Origin of the sequence: Streptomyces caeruleatus, assembly GCF_001514235.1 — a bacterium.
In the GTDB taxonomy this organism is placed as follows: domain Bacteria; phylum Actinomycetota; class Actinomycetes; order Streptomycetales; family Streptomycetaceae; genus Streptomyces; species Streptomyces caeruleatus.
This window is the reverse complement of the sequence record NZ_KQ948927.1, coordinates 763-17075: the sequence shown is the minus strand read 5'-3', so window position 1 is coordinate 17075 and position 16313 is coordinate 763. Positions and strand designations below refer to the sequence as shown.

The following is a 16313-nucleotide window of genomic DNA, read 5'->3' as shown; positions in this document are numbered from 1 at the left end:
CCCGAGGGTCTCGTTACATCCCCCATCGTGATCGCTATGGCCGGTTATGGCCTGTCGAGTCCCATTGGAATCAGTCCTTCCGGGGGCTTCCGGAGACCACGTGAGGAACGTCTGCATAGTGTGGGGAGTTCGCGACGGGGAGGGACGGGGGAGGGACGAACGCGTGACAGAGCGGACGGGCACGAAGGGTCCGGAAGACCAGGAGGGCCCGATAGGCCAGAACGGTCACGCCTGCCCGGAGTGCGGTACGCCGAGAGCCCCCGACAACACGCCGTCCTGCGGCTGCGGGCAACGCGTGTCCGAGGCCCTGCGCGACGCCCGCACCGCGGAGGCGGCAGCGGCGGAGGACTTCGATCCCCTGCGCATACGCCCATACGTGGAGCTGGAGGCCGACGGCGACAACGGTGCCGCCGCGCTCCCCGCCGACGCGACGATGCCGCTCCGGCCGATCCCTCCGGCGCCGGCCCCCGCCCCCAGCACACGGGACCTCAGCCTCTTCGAGCCGGATCCCGACGCCGGCGCACCGGGCACCGCGGCGACCGGTCACCGCCGTACCCGCACCGTCCTGCTCGGCGCGGGCGGCGCGCTCGTGGCCGTGATCGCCGCGGCCGGCCTGGCGAGCGGCCTTTTCACCTACGAGACCCCGTCCCGGGACACGGCCCTGCCGGACGACGTACGGGCAAGCGTCCCGGCACCGTCGACCAGCGAGGCGTCGCAGCCGCCCGCCCCGACACGGACGCGGTCGGCGCCGCCCCCTGCGTTCCCCACCCCCACGCGGAGTACGTCCCCCTCCCCCTCCCCGTCCCGCTCCAGCGCGTCCCCCGCCCCGTCCCCCTCCACGGAACCGACGAACACCTCCGCCCCCTCACCCACGGATGCCGCCGGCGCCCAGGAGGAGTCCGCCGCGGCCCGTGACCCCGCCCCGCCGACGCTGCGCCGTGGCGACCGGGGCTCCGAGGTGGTCGAACTCGAACTCCGCCTGACCCAACTCGGCCTCTACACGAGGGAGGCCGGGGGCAGCTACAACGAGGGCGTCGAGGACGCGGTGAGCAGGTACCAGTGGGCGCGGGGGGTTCAGCCGGAGGAGTACGGCGTCTACGACCTGGCGACGCGGGAACGCCTGGAGTCGGAGACCCAGGAGCCCTGACGCGCTCCGCCTAAGAACTCGGGTGCGCAGGTCCGATGGCGACTACACCTCCACGGTGGCTGGTCGCGCAGTTCCCCGCGCCCCTGGGCCAGCAGCCACAAGGCCAACCTTCAACGACACGGGCACCTGCGCGAGCAACCCCCCACCCCCCAAGGGGCGCGGGGAACTGCGCGACCAACCCACCACAACCCGCACCCACCACCCAACCCGCACCCCCAACCCCCCAAGGGGCGCGGGGAACTGCGCGACCAGCCCCCCTCAACCCGCACCCGCCATCGATCCCGCACGCCCCACCCCCTCAGGCGACGTACAACCGAATCCCGCCCCCACCCCCCGCCTCAACCCGAACCTGCCACAAATCAGCCACAGCAACATCCGGCGCATAGAACGGGGCCCGCGGCCCAACCCCGACCACCCGCATCCCCGCGGAGCGCCCCGCCTGAATCCCCGCCCCCGAGTCCTCGAACACCACACACTCCTCCGGCGCGACCCCCAACTCCGCCGCCCCCTTCAGAAACCCCTCCGGATCCGGCTTGCTCGCCCCCACGGACTCCGCGGTCACCCGCACATCCGGCAGCTCCAGCCCGGCGGCAGCCATCCGTGCCGTGGACAGCGGAACATCGGCCGAGGTCACCAACGCATGCGCCAGCCCCCACTCCCGCAGCGAGGCCAGAAACTCCGGCGCCCCAGGAACCGGCACCACGCCCGCCACGTCCGCCGTCTCCTCGGCGAGCATGCGGGCGTTGTCCGCGTGGTTCTGCTCCATCGGCCGGCCGGGCAGCAGCAGGGCCATCGTGGCGTACCCCTGCCGTCCGTGGGCGACCTTCATGACCTCGTCGGCGTCCAGCCCGTGCCGTTCGGACCAGCGGCGCCAGATCCGTTCCACGGCGGCGTCCGAGTTGACGAGGGTGCCGTCCATGTCGAGCAGCAGGGCACGGGCGGTGAGGACGGTGGGCGTGGCCGGCATCGGCAGCTCCAGGGCGAGGGGCGCGGGGCGCGGGGGTACAGGGGTGGCCGCCGGAGGGACAAGGTGGTCCCGCCCGCCGGTCAGGGAAAACGGGCGGGAACCACTTTGTTCCCCCACGGTACAAAACCGATCCCGATCGCGCCAGCACCTCCAGGAACCGTTCACCGACAGTTCAGCTCGCGCCCGGCCTCACCCGGCGACCGCCTCCCACAGGCTCCACACGCCCAGCCCGAGCATCAGCAACGCCGCCACCTTGGTGATCAGCCGCAACGGCACCCGCCGCATCAGCGCCTTCCCGCCGACGATCCCGATCCCCGCCACGGCCCACAGCGCCAGCACCGCACCGACGCCGACCGACAGCGGGTCGTCGTAACGCGCCGCGAGGTTCGCCGTCATGATCTGCGTCAGGTCCCCGAACTCGGCGACCAGGATGAGCATGAACCCGGCCCCGGACACCTTCCAGAAGGACTGGTTCTCGGGCTTGCGGATCTCCTCCTCGTCCTCGTCCTTCTTCATGAGCAGCACCGCCGCGCCACCCAGGAAGAGCACGCCGGTCACCGCGTGCACGATCTGCTGCGGCAACAGCGTCAGCACGCTGCCGGCCGCCACGGCGAGGGCGACGTGCAGCGCGAACGCGGCGGCGACGCCGGCGAAGACGTAGGAGGCGCGATAGCGCGTGCCGAGGACGAGCCCGGCGAGTGCGGTCTTGTCGGGCAGTTCGGCAAGGAAGACGACGCCGAAGACGACGGCCGTCACGGTGAAGCTGATCAAGGTTCCTCAATCGGTCGGGGCTGCCCCACCGAGAGCATGGTCACTGCGCTGCGACACCTCGGCACGGCAGCACACGTGGGCACCCGCACCAAAGGGCACGGGCGTGCACTGCTTGCCGAAGGTCTCGCTGGCCGACCTCGTGACGAGGCCTGCCTCCGGGCGCCGGCTCAGACGAGCTGAGCAGTATGTCGACGGTCCGGCGAAGAGCTACTCCCCTTCTGCGTTCCCCATGATACGAGATCGTTTCGCCGTAAACCTTGTTATGTCATGTGCGCGTCATTAACTTCTAACCCGTCGCACACCTCCCGGCAACAGGGCGTCGCGAGCATTCCATTCGCTCGCCCGCCAACACCCCCACCTCCCAAGGGAGTTCGCACATGTCGAAGTTCTACGCGCGTCGACGCGTCAGCATACTCGCGGCGCTGACCGGCCTCATAGCCTCCGTCGGCCTTTTCAACGGCCCGACCGCCTCCGCCGCGCTCCCCACGCCCGTCAGTGCCGCCACCGCCCGCACCTACCTCGCCTCGCTCACCGTGGCCGCCGAGGACCGCACCGGCTACGACCGCGACCTCTTCCCGCACTGGATCACCCAGTCCGGCACCTGCAACACCCGCGAGGTCGTTCTCAAGCGCGACGGCACGAACGTCGTCCAGGACTCCGCCTGCGCCGCCACCAGCGGCAGCTGGTACTCCGTCTACGACGGCGCCACCTGGACCGCCGCCTCCGACCTCGACATCGACCACCTGGTCCCGCTGGCCGAGGCCTGGGACTCCGGCGCCGACAGCTGGACCACCGCCCGGCGCCAGGCGTTCGCCAACGACCTGACCCGCCCGCAGCTGATCGCCGTCACCGACAACGTCAACCAGGCCAAGGGCGACCAGGACCCGGCCACCTGGATGCCGTCGGTCAGCTCGTACCGATGCACCTACGTCCGCGCCTGGGTCCAGGTGAAGTACTACTACGGCCTCTCGGTCGACTCGGCCGAGAAGTCCGCCCTCACGAACTACCTCGCGAGCTGCTGACCCCGGTCCCGCTGACGGAGTTCCGCAAACCGTGACCCGCGGAACCTCCCCGCTCACCTCCGTCGTTCCGTACCGTACGGGGCGACGGAGGAGGGCGATCACGTGGCGGAACTGCGCCTGGGACCACTGCTGAGGTACGCCGACGGCACGTCCGCGACCGTCTGGGTCGAGGCGAGCCGTCCGTGCACCGCCGAGGTGCGCGGTGCGGACGGCGCCCACGGCACGTCCCGCACGTTCCAGATCGCGGGCCATCACTACGCCCTGGTCCCGGTGACCGGCCTGACTCCGGGATCCTCGGAGGCGTACGAGGTCCTCCTCGACGGCACACGCGTGTGGCCGCTGCCCGGCTCCCCCTTCCCGCCCTCGGTCATCCGCACCTCCGCCGCGGGCGACCGCGACGGCGACACCGTCCGCCTCGCCTTCGGCTCCTGCCGCTGGGCCGCGCCGCCGGCCGACGAGGAGGATCCGGTCGGCCCGGACGCCCTCGACACGCTGGCCGCCCGGATCGCGGCCGATCCGGAGGGCGAGCGGCCCGACGTGCTGGTCCTGCTGGGCGACCAGGTGTACGCCGACGAGACCTCCAAGGCGACCAGGCGCTGGCTGGCCGCCCGGCGTGATCTGCGCGACCCGCCGGGCGACGAGGTCGCGGACTACGAGGAGTACACCCGCCTCTACTACGAGTCCTGGCTCGACCCGGAGGTGCGCTGGCTGCTGTCCACCGTGCCCAGCTGCATGATCTTCGACGACCACGACGTCATCGACGACTGGAACACCTCCGCCGCCTGGCTCGCCGACATGCGGGCCACGCCGTGGTGGCGGGAGCGGCTGCTGAGTGGACTGATGTCGTACTGGGTGCACCAGCACTTGGGGAACCTGTCCCCGGTCGAGCTGTCCGCCGACCCCCTCTACGCCGCCGTACGCGAAACCCCCGACGGCACCGACCTGTTGCGCTCCTTCGCCTGCCGGGCGGACGCCGACCCGGCCTCGGTCCGCTGGAGCTACCGGCGTGACTTCGGGCGCGTACGGCTGCTGATGGTGGACACGAGGGCGGCCCGGGTCCTGGACGAGGACGCGCGCTCGATGCTCAACGCGGGCGAGGCCCGCTGGCTGCGCGAGCAGGCCCTGGACGCGCCCGGCTCCTACGACCACCTCCTCATCGGTACGTCCCTCCCCTGGCTGCTGCCGCACCTGGTGCACGACGCCGAGGCGTGGAACGCGGCGCTGTGCCGGGGCGAGCGCGGGGAGCGGTGGGCGCGGTTCGGGGAGAACCTGCGGCGGCGGGCGGACCTGGAGCACTGGGCGGCGTTCCCGTCGTCCTTCGACGCCCTGGCGGCGCTGATCGCCGAGGCCGGGTCGGGCGCGGGGGCTCCGGCGACGGTGTGCGTGCTCTCGGGCGACGTCCACCACGCCTACGCGGCCGAGCCGACCTGGCCGACCGGCGGCGGACCCGACGCCCGCGTCTTCCAACTCACCTGCTCCCCCGTCCACAACGCCATCCCGCTGGCCATCCGCCTCGGTTTCCGCTTCGGCTGGAGCGGGCTCGCCCGGGGGCTGGGGCACCGGTTCGCCGGGCACGGGGGCTGTCCGCGTCCGCCGATCGACTGGCGCCGCACGGGCGGGCCGTGGTTCGGCAACCAGCTGATGACCCTGACACTGAGGGGGCGTTCGGCGCGGCTGCGGCTGGAGCAGGCTCGTGTGCTGCGCGGGGGCGCTGCGCGGCTTCGGACGGTGGCGGAGTCGGAACTGGCGCCGTGAGGGCTGCGCTACCTCCCCTCCGGCAACGAGCCGCTCCTGTACGCCGGTTCGCGGCGCGGCATCCCGTACCAGGCGCGCGGCGACAACGCGAAGGGGCCGTACGGCCGCCATCTCCCGCTCGTCCTGACGCCGGAGGTGATCACAGTTTCCGCAAGCGGGCGGACTCGGGTGCGGCGCCGGACTTCCTGGCGGAGATATGGCCGCTGGTGGCGAAGGAGGTGGAGGCGGTGTACTACGCGGCGCTGATACCGCTGATACCGCTGACACCGCAGCTTCCGCGCATACCGGCGCCCCGGGGCCCGGGGTTCGTCGAGCGCTTTCTCGCCGTCCCGCACGGCGACCCCCAAGAGGCCGATCTGCTCGCGGAGTTCGGCGTACCGGAGCGCGAGCGCTTCTGCTGGGACCGGATCTCCCGGCCGTACGCGGGGCGCGACTTCGCGGATCCCGGGCAGTGGCGCGGCTGGCTGCTGGGGTATCTGCGCGAGGACGCCGCACAGGCCGGCCGGGGCAATGTGCACGGCCCGCTGAAGTCGGCCCTCGACGTGCTGCGCGACCAGGCGTTGAGCGGGGTGTACCAGCGGTCCAGGTGGTCCCGGCGGGAGGTGCCGGTGAGGCCGTCGTGGTCGGCCCGCCCCGGCGCCGGGTGGAGGAGTTGGTGGCCTTGATGGAGGCGGGTGTGGTGGAGGTGCTCGGGCCCCGGCTGGAGGTGCGGGAGGAGGCGGGGGCCTGGGTGGCGCGCTCGCCGGAGGTGCCGGTTCGGCGGTGCGGGCGACGACTCTCGTCGAGGCGCGGCTGCCGGAGCCCGACGTGCGCCGGAGCGCCGACGGCCTGCTGGCCCGGCTGCTGAAGAGGAGGAGTGCCGCGCGCACACCATCGACGGCCATGAGACGGGAGGGGTGGACGTGACACAGCGGTCGTACCGCCTGATCGACCGTCAGGGGCGGGCGCACGCACGGAGGTTCGCGTTCGGTGTGCCCACGGAGGGTGTGCACTGGGTGACGGCGGCGGGGGCTCGGCCGGGTGTGGATTCGGTCACCCTTTCGGACGCCGACGCGGTGGCAAGAGCCGCGCTACGTGCGGTTGTTCCTGTGGCGGATGGGGATGACGATGCCAAAACGTGGCCAAATGTTGAACTTGAAAGTATTGATTAGGGCTACCTAACGTGGGGCTACCGATCAGTATCCGTCCCCATGCCGTTCCTCAAAGGGACCGGTAAACCCCACACCGAGGGAGTCCCCCACATGACCGGACGCCTCAACAGCGCCCAGCCGTATGCCATCGGCCTCTTCCGCGCCGTCGTCGGCCTGCTCTTCGCCTGCCACGGCGCCAACTCGCTCTTCGGCACCTTCGGCGGCGACACCGTCGAGGCCGGCACCTGGCCCGGCTGGTTCGCCGCCGTGATCGAACTCGTCGGCGGCAGCCTGGTGCTGCTCGGCCTCGGCACCCGCGCCGCGGCGTTCATAGCCTCCGGCGCCATGGCGTACGCGTACTTCAAGGTCCACCAGCCACAGGCCCTGTGGCCCATCGAGAACAGCGGCGAAGGCGCCGCCATGTACTGCTGGGCCATGTTCCTGCTGATCTTCACGGGCTCCGGCGCGTTCGGGCTGGACCGCCTGTTCGCCAAGCGTTCCGCGACGCAGAGCCGGACAGCGGCCGACAAGACGCCGGTGGCCGCCTGACACCCGGTGGCGCCCTGTCGGGGCTCCGCTCTTCGAACGGCGGCGTCCGTACCTGCGCGGCTCACGCGGGTACGGGCGCCGTTCCATGTCCGAGGCCGTGTCCGCATCCGCATCCACGTCCACGTCCACGTCCACGTTCGGCCCGGCGGGCAGCCGGGTGAAGATGCTGTGCCGAACACACGAGCCCCCGATGAATCTCCTGTCACACCCCCGGCGTACGCTGTATGGCTGTCATAGGCCGCATCTGCCGCTCCCCCGCGACGTCGCGGCACGGCACGGACCGGCCACGGGGGTAAACGGGGAGTTGTGGTGCTCGAGGGTCTCGAGGACATGGGTTCGCTGACGGCGGCCCCATGGATCTATGTGGTCGTAGGACTGTCGGTCCTGCTGGACGTGTTCGTCCCCGTCCTGCCCAGCGGCGTCCTGGTGATCACGGCCGCGACGGCGGCGGCCGCGGGGACGGGTGCCGCGACCGGTCAGGTCCCCGGCGAGGTCCCCGACATCCTGGCCCTGACCCTCTGCGCCGCCACCGCCTCCGTCCTGGGCGACCTGGTCGCCTACCGCCTCGCCTGGCGCGGCGGCGCCCGCCTGGACCGTGCCATCGCCCGCTCCCGCCGCCTCACCTCGGCGCAGGAACGTCTCGGCACGGCCCTCGCCCGCGGCGGCGGTGCCCTGGTCGTCCTGGCCCGCTTCGCCCCCGCGGGCCGCTCAGTGGTCTCCCTCAGCGCCGGCGCCACCCACCGCAGCCCCCGCGACTTCCTCCCTTGGTCCGCCCTCGCCGGCCTCACCTGGGCCACCTACAGCGTGGCCCTCGGCTACTTCGGCGCCCAGTGGCTCGGCCCCACCTGGCTGGCCACGGCCGTCTCGGTCGGGGCACTCTTCGCGGCGGGCGCGGGGGCCACGTACCTGATGCGCCGGAAGCCGGCGTAAGCGCTCCGCTGGGGGGGCGGGGGCTGAGTCGGCGCGCTTCGACGGCGGCTTGTCCAGCCCCTTCGGCGTTTGAGGAGCGGGGTCTGGGGCGGAGCCCCAGAAGGGGCGCGGGGCTGCGTCAATTCGCGGCTCCACCGCGTGGGCGCGACCAGCCCCCACCGGCCCGCACCCGAAGGCTGCCGTGCGGGCACAGGCGATCCGGCGCCAGGCGGGCCTGGCCACCCGATGGCTGGCCGCGCGGGTACCACCAACCCGGTGACTACCGGGCGGGTACAACCGCCCGATGACCGCCGTGCGCGTGCAGCCACCCGATGGCTGGCCGCGCGGGTACCACCAACCCGGTGACTACCGGGCGGGTACCACCGCCCGATGACCGCCGTATGCGCGCAGCCACCCGATGGCTGCCGCGCGGGTGCCGCCAACCCGGTGACTACCGGACGAGCACAGCCGACCCGCGGACTACCGAGCGCGCACAACCGACCGGCGACCGACCACGCGGGTACAGCCGACCGGCGACTACCGGCGTGCACAACCGACCCGGGGACTACCGAGCGCGCACAACCCGACGACTGCCGAGCGGGCACGGCCGACCGGCGGCCGACCACGCGGGCACAGCCGGCCGGCGACTGGGCGTACGTGCCCTTCCGAGCGGCCAGGTCCGCACCCCGGCGTGGCGGGCGCCGACGGTGTGGCGGGGGCCTGGGCCTCCCGTGTCCTACCCGGCCTTGCGCGCCACCGCGCCGGCCCCGCGTACCTCCAGCCCGTCGAGGAGTTCGGCCGTGGCGGCCGCGATGAGCTCGACGGCGTGGTCGAAGACCTCACGGTTGTGGGCGGCCGGGGCGCGGAAGCCGGAGACCTTGCGGACGTACTGGAGGGCGGCGGCTCGGATCTCGTCCTCTGTCGCCTCTTCGGGCAGTACGGGCGGACGGAGTGTCTTGATGCTGCGGCACATGTCGAACAGTCTCCCTCGGGGAGGGGCCCGTCTGCCATGATCACGTCGAGGCGGCCACCGCATCGGGGCCGACCGACGAGAGGAATCGCATGACTGCGCAACGCACGACGGCGCGACAGACGACCGCGAACGACCCGCTCACCGTGGCGGTGCTGGGCCCGGGCGGCATCGGTGGCCTGCTCGCCGCGCTGCTGTCCAGGGCCGGCCACCGTGTCGTCTGCCTGGGCGGTGACGAGACGGCCGAGGCCCTGCGGACGAACGGGATCCAGGTCCGCAGCGCCCGCTTCGGTGACTTCACGGCCCAGGTGGAGGCGGACACCGAGCTCCGTGAACCGGTCGACGCCTGCCTGATCGCGGTCAAGGCCACCGCCCTGGACGCGGCCCTGACCCGCGTCCCGCCCACCGCACTCGGCGACGACGCCCTGATCGTCCCGTTCCTGAACGGCGTGGAACACCCGGCGGCCCTCCGCGCCCGGTACCGCCCGGAGCGGGTCGCCCCCGCCGTCATCCGCGCCGAGTCGACCCGCGTCGCCCCCGGGCAGATCGAACACGCCAGCCCCTTCGCCGAGATCGACCTCACCGGCGACACGGTCCCCCGCGACCGCCTCGACGCCCTGGCGCACGCCCTCGACACCGCCGGCCCCAGCACCCGCGTCCTCCCCGACGAGACGGCGGCCCTCTGGGCGAAGATGTCCTTCCTCGCCCCCTTCGCCCTGCTGACCACCCGCCACGCCCTCCCCCTCGGCGACGTACGCACCCACCACCGCGAGCAGTTGACGTCCCTGGTCGAGGAGACGGCAGCCGTCAGCCGCGCCTGCGGCGGCCCCGCCGACCCGACCCAGGCCCTCGCCCGCTACGACGCCTTCCCGCCCGGCATGAAGTCGTCGATGCAACGCGACGCCGAGGCGGGCCGCCCCCTCGAACTGGACGCCATCGGCGGCGCGTTGCTGCGCGCGGCGGAGCACCATGGGATTCCCGCGCCGGTCACGACCGGCCTGGTCCGTGAGTTGAGGGAGGCCGGCCACTAGCCGACCGGGCTCGGGCCTGTCCTTCGTGGTCGATGCCGGGTGACGCCGGGTGACGCCGGGTGACGCCGCTCGTCGACGCGGGACGGCTGACCACGACCGACGGCCCGAGCCCCGAGCCCCGATCACCCGCCCGCTGCCCGGCGGTCAGCCCGCGAGCCGGGCTTTCCAGATCTCCTCGCTTGGCCATTGGTGGGCCCAGTCGGCGGAAACCTCCTCGTAGTCCCGGTGTGCGGGCCGGGGCGCCTGGACCTCGATCAGGTCCTCGACGACGAAGCCCGAGGACCGGAGCAGACGAAGCATCTCGCCATGCGGCAGGACGAACTGCACGTGGTTCCCCCCGTCCAGCCGAGTCAGGCCGAACTGCCCGCGGGACAGTGTGGTGGACGCCGTTCCCTCGGGCCGTAGGCACAGCGCGAACAGCGGGGAGTAACGCATGAACACCAGACGGCCTCCGGGAACGAGTAGCCGGGCCGCCTCCGGGATCCACTGACGGGGGTCGCACCACAGCGAGGCGCCGTACTCGCTGATCGCCAGGTCGAAGGTGTTGTCGTCGTAGGGGACCTCCTCGGCCCTGCCCAGGACGAGCGGGAAGTCGATGCCGAACTCCGCCTGCATCGCGCGTGCGGTGGCGAGCTGCTTCTCCGATACGTCGATCCCCGTCGGGTGGGCCCCTGCTCTGGCCAGCCAGGCGGAGACGTACGCGGTACCGCAGCCCAGCTCGATGGTGCGCATCCCGGCGACGGAGTCGGGGAGCACCGAGACCTGTGACTCGGGGGTGGCCCACAATCCCCAGCGCCGCTCCGTCCGCGACCAGTGATCACGGGCGAGCGGCCCGTGCCACGCGGCCGCCTCGTCGTCCCAATACCGTCGGTTCTGCTCCACATGGTCCGCAGGGTCCTCGTGAACAGTCATGGGGGCATTCGATCGAAGACGCTGACGCTCCGGCAACGGATTTACGCCCTCGCAGCACAGATGCCCACACCCGTTGCCGCACACCCGTTGCCGCACACCCGTCGCCACACACCCGTCGCCACACACCCGTTCGCATGAACCACCCAAACAAGCTCGCCACCCAAAATCGAACAGGCGTAGCATTGGCCCGTGGCTACGCCCTATGACTTTCCGAGTGACCTGCTCGCCGGTCAGGAGGAGCTGCATCAGGTCCGGGCCGAGCTGTCGGCCCTCCTGAAGCGGCTCCCCTGGTCGGTCGTGCCCGTGGACGCCTTCAGCGACGACAACGGCTGGCGCAAGGTCGAGCGCCCCGCCTCCCCCGGCTGGACGGAGGACGAGCAGGCCCACGTGGAGAAGCTCCGCCGCCGCGAACACGAACTCACGATCTTCATCAGCGGCCACCGCTACTGGTCGGAACTCGCCGGAGCCGAACGGGTGGACGCCCGCTCCCAGTTGAAGCACGCCCATGAGGCGTCGGCACCACAGGAGAGCTGAAAAAGGCGAAGGACCCCGGCCGCGAACGGCGGGGTCCTCTACCGCGGTGGGCGCGGACGGTTTCGAACCGCCGACATCCTGCTTGTAAGGCAGGCGCTCTACCCCTGAGCTACGCACCCGAGAACGAGTCGACAGCCTACCTTGCCGGGGGCCATGTCCCGCAAACCCGTATCGGGGTCTTCCTGGGGTTATCCCCACCTCGGATCCGGGAGCGGCCCGGATCCCGGCCGGCCCCGTGGATCCGTACGGTCGAACCACATCCGAATCCTGGGCCCTGAAGGGCAGGTCTCAGGGAGTCTCAGGGGGAGATCGCCATGGCCCGTACCGTTCCCGGCCCCGTCCGCGCTGTCGCCGCCGTCGGAGTCGTCGTGGCGCTCGTCGGGGGGCTCGCCGCGTGTGGGGTCTCCGCCGGGGACGACAAGGAACCCGAGCACCGGTCCTTCGCGCTGGAGGGGCGGACGCTGACCGTGGACTCCGACGACTCGGCGTTGGAGATCGTCGCCGCCGCCGGGAACAAGGCGGGGACGGTCGAGGTGACGCGGTGGTTCCGGGGGACGGTCGCGATCGGCTCGGATCCGAAGGTGACGTGGTCGATGGAGGACGACCGGCTGGTGCTGCGGGAGAAGTGCTCGGGCATGATCGCGAACTGCTCGACGAAGCACCGCATCGAGGTGCCGCGCGGCATCACCGTGAAGGTCGAGGACGGGGACGGCAGTGTGCGGGCGCGGGGGTTCCGTGATCCGTTGAGCGTGCGGACCGGGGACGGGTCCGTGCGGGTCACCGACTCCAGCGGGCCGCTGGACCTGCGGGCGGGCGACGGTTCCGTCCGGGTCTCCGGCGTGTCCTCACGCACGGTGAAGGCACGGACCGGTGACGGCTCGATCCGGCTCGAACTGGGCACCGTGCCGGATCTGGTGGAGACCCAGAGCGGCGACGGCTCGGTGACGGTCGAGCTGCCCCGGGCGACGTACGACGTGACGACCGAGACCGGCGACGGGGCGGTCGACGTGTCCGTGCCCCGGGACAGCACCAGCCCGCACGAGGTCTCCGCGCGGACCGGCGACGGAAAAGTCACGGTGCGAACCGCGAACTAACCGGCCCGTGTGTTCGTCCTAAACCGGTGGGAGAATGAACCGGGCAGGGTGAATGACAGCACGGGAGAGGGATGTGACGGCGACACCTCCGCAGCCGAACTCGCCGTCAGCGCCGGGCGCGCAGACCGACCCGGAGTGCGTGCGGGCCGACCCCGTCGGCCCTGTCCCACTCGGCCTCCGCCGCGCCCTCCGTGACACCCTCGCCCTCGCCGCCCTCCCCCTCCTCGTCGCCCTCGCCCTGCCCACCGCGTTCGCCGGCGGCGGCACCCGGCGCTGGTTCGGTGGGCGCGCCGAGAGCCAGCGGGCCGAGGCGCAGGCCGCGAAGGACGCCGCGGCGGCCGCGTTCTACGAGCTGGACACCGCCCAGCGGGACCTGCGGATCTCGATCGAGACGATCGCGGCCGTCGACGACTCCCCGGCCGCCCGCCGGGCGATCGGCGACTTCGAGGCGCTCGGCCGGCGGATCGACGAGGTCAGCCACCAGTACATCCAGGCGGTCGACGCCCATGACCTCGACCGCGACGACCTGGAGGCCTCGGTCGCCGCCCGGGCCCGTGGCGAGCTGACCAAGGCCAAGGACGACCTGGACAACGTCAAGCGGGAGCTGGAGCGGTTCGCGGACGGGCTGGGACCGCTGCTCGGCAAGGCCGAGACCCAGCTGGCCCGCCTCGCCCCGGCCGTCGAGCGCGCCCGGCAGGGCCTGCTGGCCGCCTCGAACGCGCTGGACGCCGTACGGGCGTCGGGGCTGCGGGCGGACGACCTCGCGGCACGGCTGGCGGCGCTCGCACCGGAGCTGACCAAGCTGAACCAGGGTGCCGGGCAGCATGGCGTCCCGCAGACCCTGGAGCGGGCCGAGCGGGTCGCGCGGGAGGCGGAAGCGGTCCGGGTGGAGGCCGAGCGGCTGCCGGAGCGGGCCGCCGAGATCGATCACCGGCTCGTGTCGCTGCGGACCCGCGCGCAGGCACTGACCACGCGGGCCGGGCAGGTCGAGCCCGTGCTGAGCGAGCTGCGGCGGCGGTTCACGGTGGCGTGCTGGCAGGACCTGCAGCACGTGCCGGACGGCGCCGGGGAGAACGTACGGCAGGCCGAGCTGAAGCTGAAGGAGGCGCGGGCCGCTCGGGACGAGCAGCGCTGGCCGGACGCCACCGCGCTGCTGTCGACGGTCCGGGCGCTGCTGAACAGCACCGACGAGTCGGTGTCGGCGGCCGGTGACCGGCTGCGCCGGCTGAACGCCGTGCAGAAGGACCCGCAGCAGGAGATCGACCGGACACGGTTCGCGATCCGGGACGCCCAGCGGCTGGCCATGTCCGGGCGGAACACCCCGGATCCGCGGCACGCGCGCCCGCTGGACGACTCCGTCGCCCGGCTGGAGCGGGCGATCGGCACGCTGGAGGGGCGCCACCCGGACTACTGGCACTTCCTGACCGAGACGGAGGCGGTACGGCAGACGGTGGCCCGGGTCGTCATGCAGATCCGCGAGGAGCGCGGGGCCGGACACTGAGCCGGGCGGCCGTGCCGCCCCCGTCCGGGGTGATCAGGTGCGGTAGGCGTAGTACGCGGCGTTCGGGTCCGACGCGATGATGCTGGCGAGCGAACGCCGGTAGGTGTTCGTGGAGTGGTACGTCAGATACGGCACGCCCTGCGGGCTGCGGTAGGTGACGATCATCGTGTGGTCCTTGGAGCCGTTCCTGTCGAAGTCCATCTGGAGCACGTCGCCGATGTCCATCTGGTAGACGTTGGCGAGGCTGGTGGTCCGCTTGGAGTTCTGGGCGAACCAGGACCACTCGTTGACGCCGACGAACGAGTGCGACTGGATCTCGGCGTTGCCGAACCACTTCGTGTAGTCGTAGACGTAGCCGGGCACGTGCTTCCAGCCGCCGGCCTTCAGGGACTGGCTGACGAAGTTGGTGCAGTCGCCGCCCGCGCCCTGGCCGTTGAAGTCCGGGTAGTCCTTGTTGTAGGTCCTCCAGTACTTCTCCGCGTACGCCGCCATGCCCTTGTAGTCGAGGGCCGTGCCCGTGAGCGTCTTGGGCTTGGCCGGGGCGGGGTAGGTGGTCGCGGCGCGCGGGGCGGACGGCATGGTGTCGTCCACGGTGGGCGCCTTCACGGACGGCTTGGCGAGGGTGTTCACCGCGATGCCCTGGTCGGTGTCGCGGATGCCGGTCAGCTGCCAGTCGCCACGGGGGTCGGCGGTGAAGGTGAGCTCGTGGTGGGCCTGGAAACCGGTGGTCGGCGGCTCGTCGCCGCGCACCTCGGCGTAGGTCAGGGTCGTGGTCTCGGTGACGGCGGCCTTGGCCGTACGGCCCGTCACGCGTGTGGCGTCCAGGGTGACGGCGGTGTCGGCCGTGCGGTACCGCTCGCCGAGCCGCGCGAGCAGGTCCTTGCGGCTCTCCAGCGCGGCCCGGGCGGTGTCCTCGGCGCGGGCCGTCCGGGAGGACAGGCGGACGTCGCCGGAGAAGCCGTCGGTCAGCGGCTTCCGGGTGCGCTCGCCGTCGACGAGGGCCTGGGTGCGGTCGGTGAAGACCGCGTCCGCAAGCCGCTGGAAGGTGGCCCTGGTCCTGGCGTCCACCGTCGGGCCGTCGGCGACTGCGGCGCAGGCGCTCCAGGTGGGCAGCAGTGCCGCCGAGGCGGCGATCGAGGCGACGGCCGCCGCGACTATGGTGGCGCGGCAGCGCGTACGGATCGGTGTTCTTGGTCTCACGGGGATTCTCCTCACCCGGGGTGGTCGAACCCGGGTGAGGAATCTTTACACCATCTCCCCAACTCCCCCACGCCCGGGGGTAGTTGAACGCAGTAGCCGAGCCTCCGTCCGGCTACTTCACCACCGTCGACCAGTCCGGCGACTGCGCCGGGTCCAGACCGCGCAGCCGCCGCAGCGTCTCCGGCTTCTGTACGTCCATCCAGTCGGCGAGCTCCCTGAAGGACACGCACTTGACGTCCTTCTTGGTGCAGACGTTCTTGATGACCTGGTCGACGGCCTTCATGTAGATGCCGCCGTTCCACTCCTCGAAGTGGTTGCCGACGAACAGCGGTGCCCGGCTGCCGTAGTAGACCCGGTTGAAGCCGGCCATGTACGTGTCGAGCGTCTCCTGCTGCCACTCGGCATGCCGGGCCGGATCGCCGTCGGTCTCGCCGTCGGACTGGTTGTAGAGGAAGTTGAAGTCCATGGACAGGCCCTGGAAGTCGCCGTCCTCGTACGGGAGCATCTGCAGCGGGAAGTCCCAGAGGCCGTTCTTCTTCGAGGGCCATATCTGGAAGTCGCCGGTGGAACTGGCGTCGTAACGCCAGCCGTAGCTCTTGGCGGCCTTCAGCAGGTTCCCCTGGCCTTCCAGACAGGGCGCGCGGCCGCCGGTGACCTCCTTGCGGAAGTCGAACGGCAGCGGGGCGAGGTCGGTGTAGCCGGTGTTGGTCTTCCACTTCTCCACGAAGGCGTAGAACTGGTCGATCTCGCTCTTCCACTCCGCCACACTCCAGTCGTCGCCGCCCTTGGCGCCGCAGAAGTGGCCGTTGAAGTGGGTGCCT

15 protein-coding genes, 1 tRNA gene and 1 pseudogene are annotated in these 16313 nt (G+C 71.9%); 10 read left to right on the top strand and 7 right to left on the bottom strand.

Features of this window, described 5'->3' with window-relative positions; genetic code table 11:
* Positions 1 to 163 precede the first annotated feature (163 nt).
* Positions 164 to 1147 (top strand): peptidoglycan-binding domain-containing protein, encoded by a 984-nt coding sequence (locus tag AQJ67_RS12480; protein ID WP_063807323.1) that lies wholly within the window; start codon positions 164 to 166, stop codon positions 1145 to 1147.
* Positions 1148 to 1445: 298 nt separating this feature from the next.
* Here the strand turns inward: AQJ67_RS12480 and AQJ67_RS12475 are convergent, their stop codons facing one another.
* Entirely contained in the window at positions 1446 to 2114 is a 669-nt protein-coding gene (locus AQJ67_RS12475) for an HAD family hydrolase (RefSeq protein ID WP_062718603.1), read from the bottom strand.
* A 189-nt stretch (positions 2115 to 2303) separates the two neighbouring features.
* Positions 2304 to 2885, bottom strand: a complete 582-nt coding sequence (locus AQJ67_RS12470; protein WP_062718601.1) for a TMEM165/GDT1 family protein — start codon at positions 2883 to 2885, stop codon at positions 2304 to 2306.
* 377 nt (positions 2886 to 3262) lie between these two features.
* Between AQJ67_RS12470 and AQJ67_RS12465 the strand changes: the two genes are divergently transcribed.
* The 5 genes and pseudogenes from AQJ67_RS12465 (at position 3263) to AQJ67_RS12445 (ending at position 8271) form a co-directional block, all read left to right on the top strand.
* Positions 3263 to 3907, top strand: a complete 645-nt coding sequence (locus tag AQJ67_RS12465; RefSeq protein ID WP_062718599.1) for an HNH endonuclease family protein — start codon at positions 3263 to 3265, stop codon at positions 3905 to 3907.
* Positions 3908 to 4009: 102 nt separating this feature from the next.
* Entirely contained in the window at positions 4010 to 5662 is a 1653-nt protein-coding gene (locus tag AQJ67_RS12460) for an alkaline phosphatase D family protein (RefSeq protein WP_062718597.1), read from the top strand.
* Positions 5663 to 6813, top strand: a pseudogene (locus AQJ67_RS12455) (FAD/NAD(P)-binding protein); the annotation flags it as partial.
* Positions 6814 to 6903: 90 nt separating this feature from the next.
* Positions 6904 to 7341 (top strand): DoxX family protein, encoded by a 438-nt coding sequence (locus AQJ67_RS12450; RefSeq protein ID WP_062718595.1) that lies wholly within the window; start codon positions 6904 to 6906, stop codon positions 7339 to 7341.
* A 330-nt stretch (positions 7342 to 7671) separates the two neighbouring features.
* Positions 7672 to 8271 carry a DedA family protein gene (locus tag AQJ67_RS12445; RefSeq protein ID WP_062719323.1) on the top strand — a complete coding sequence of 200 codons (600 nt, stop codon included), beginning with the start codon at positions 7672 to 7674 and terminating at the stop codon, positions 8269 to 8271.
* A gap of 715 nt (positions 8272 to 8986) precedes the next feature.
* Here the strand turns inward: AQJ67_RS12445 and AQJ67_RS12440 are convergent.
* Positions 8987 to 9223, bottom strand: a complete 237-nt coding sequence (locus AQJ67_RS12440; RefSeq protein WP_062718593.1) for a DUF2277 domain-containing protein — start codon at positions 9221 to 9223, stop codon at positions 8987 to 8989.
* 89 nt (positions 9224 to 9312) lie between these two features.
* Between AQJ67_RS12440 and AQJ67_RS12435 the strand changes: the two genes are divergently transcribed.
* Positions 9313 to 10251: a ketopantoate reductase family protein gene (locus AQJ67_RS12435; protein ID WP_062718591.1), complete on the top strand. Its 939-nt coding sequence runs from the start codon at positions 9313 to 9315 to the stop codon at positions 10249 to 10251.
* 144 nt (positions 10252 to 10395) lie between these two features.
* On the opposite strand, the gene AQJ67_RS12430 is transcribed toward AQJ67_RS12435, so the two are convergent.
* Complete coding sequence (locus AQJ67_RS12430; RefSeq protein WP_062718589.1) at positions 10396 to 11163, bottom strand: class I SAM-dependent methyltransferase; 768 nt, start codon at positions 11161 to 11163, stop codon at positions 10396 to 10398.
* Between the two features lie 189 nt (positions 11164 to 11352).
* Here AQJ67_RS12430 and AQJ67_RS12425 point away from each other — a divergent pair, with 189 nt between their 5' ends.
* On the top strand, positions 11353 to 11697 hold the full coding sequence (locus AQJ67_RS12425) for a hypothetical protein (protein ID WP_062718588.1): 345 nt from the start codon (positions 11353 to 11355) through the stop codon (positions 11695 to 11697).
* A 47-nt stretch (positions 11698 to 11744) separates the two neighbouring features.
* On the opposite strand, the gene AQJ67_RS12420 is transcribed toward AQJ67_RS12425, so the two are convergent.
* Positions 11745 to 11816: transfer RNA gene (locus AQJ67_RS12420), tRNA-Val, on the bottom strand.
* Between the two features lie 195 nt (positions 11817 to 12011).
* Here AQJ67_RS12420 and AQJ67_RS12415 point away from each other — a divergent pair.
* Both AQJ67_RS12415 and AQJ67_RS12410 read left to right on the top strand, forming a co-directional pair.
* Positions 12012 to 12791, top strand: coding sequence for a DUF4097 family beta strand repeat-containing protein (locus AQJ67_RS12415; protein ID WP_062718586.1), 780 nt, complete (start codon positions 12012 to 12014; stop codon positions 12789 to 12791).
* Between the two features lie 73 nt (positions 12792 to 12864).
* Entirely contained in the window at positions 12865 to 14292 is a 1428-nt protein-coding gene (locus AQJ67_RS12410; RefSeq protein ID WP_107122867.1) for a coiled-coil domain-containing protein, read from the top strand.
* Between the two features lie 33 nt (positions 14293 to 14325).
* Here the strand turns inward: AQJ67_RS12410 and AQJ67_RS12405 are convergent, their stop codons facing one another.
* Positions 14326 to 15492, bottom strand: coding sequence for an amidase domain-containing protein (locus tag AQJ67_RS12405; protein WP_062718585.1), 1167 nt, complete (start codon positions 15490 to 15492; stop codon positions 14326 to 14328).
* A gap of 112 nt (positions 15493 to 15604) precedes the next feature.
* On the bottom strand, positions 15605 to 16313 hold a 709-nt coding region (locus AQJ67_RS12400; RefSeq protein ID WP_482258142.1), incomplete at its 5' end, for a polysaccharide deacetylase family protein.

Coding starts and splice junctions, on each gene's coding strand:
- AQJ67_RS12440 (WP_062718593.1), bottom strand. CDS start 9,223: ATGTGCCGCAGCATCAAGACACTCCGTCCGCCCGTACTGCCCGAAGAG.
- AQJ67_RS12445 (WP_062719323.1), top strand. CDS start 7,672: ATGGGTTCGCTGACGGCGGCCCCATGGATCTATGTGGTCGTAGGACTG.
- AQJ67_RS12435 (WP_062718591.1), top strand. CDS start 9,313: ATGACTGCGCAACGCACGACGGCGCGACAGACGACCGCGAACGACCCG.
- AQJ67_RS12450 (WP_062718595.1), top strand. CDS start 6,904: ATGACCGGACGCCTCAACAGCGCCCAGCCGTATGCCATCGGCCTCTTC.
- AQJ67_RS12430 (WP_062718589.1), bottom strand. CDS start 11,163: ATGACTGTTCACGAGGACCCTGCGGACCATGTGGAGCAGAACCGACGG.
- AQJ67_RS12465 (WP_062718599.1), top strand. CDS start 3,263: ATGTCGAAGTTCTACGCGCGTCGACGCGTCAGCATACTCGCGGCGCTG.
- AQJ67_RS12415 (WP_062718586.1), top strand. CDS start 12,012: ATGGCCCGTACCGTTCCCGGCCCCGTCCGCGCTGTCGCCGCCGTCGGA.
- AQJ67_RS12475 (WP_062718603.1), bottom strand. CDS start 2,114: ATGCCGGCCACGCCCACCGTCCTCACCGCCCGTGCCCTGCTGCTCGAC.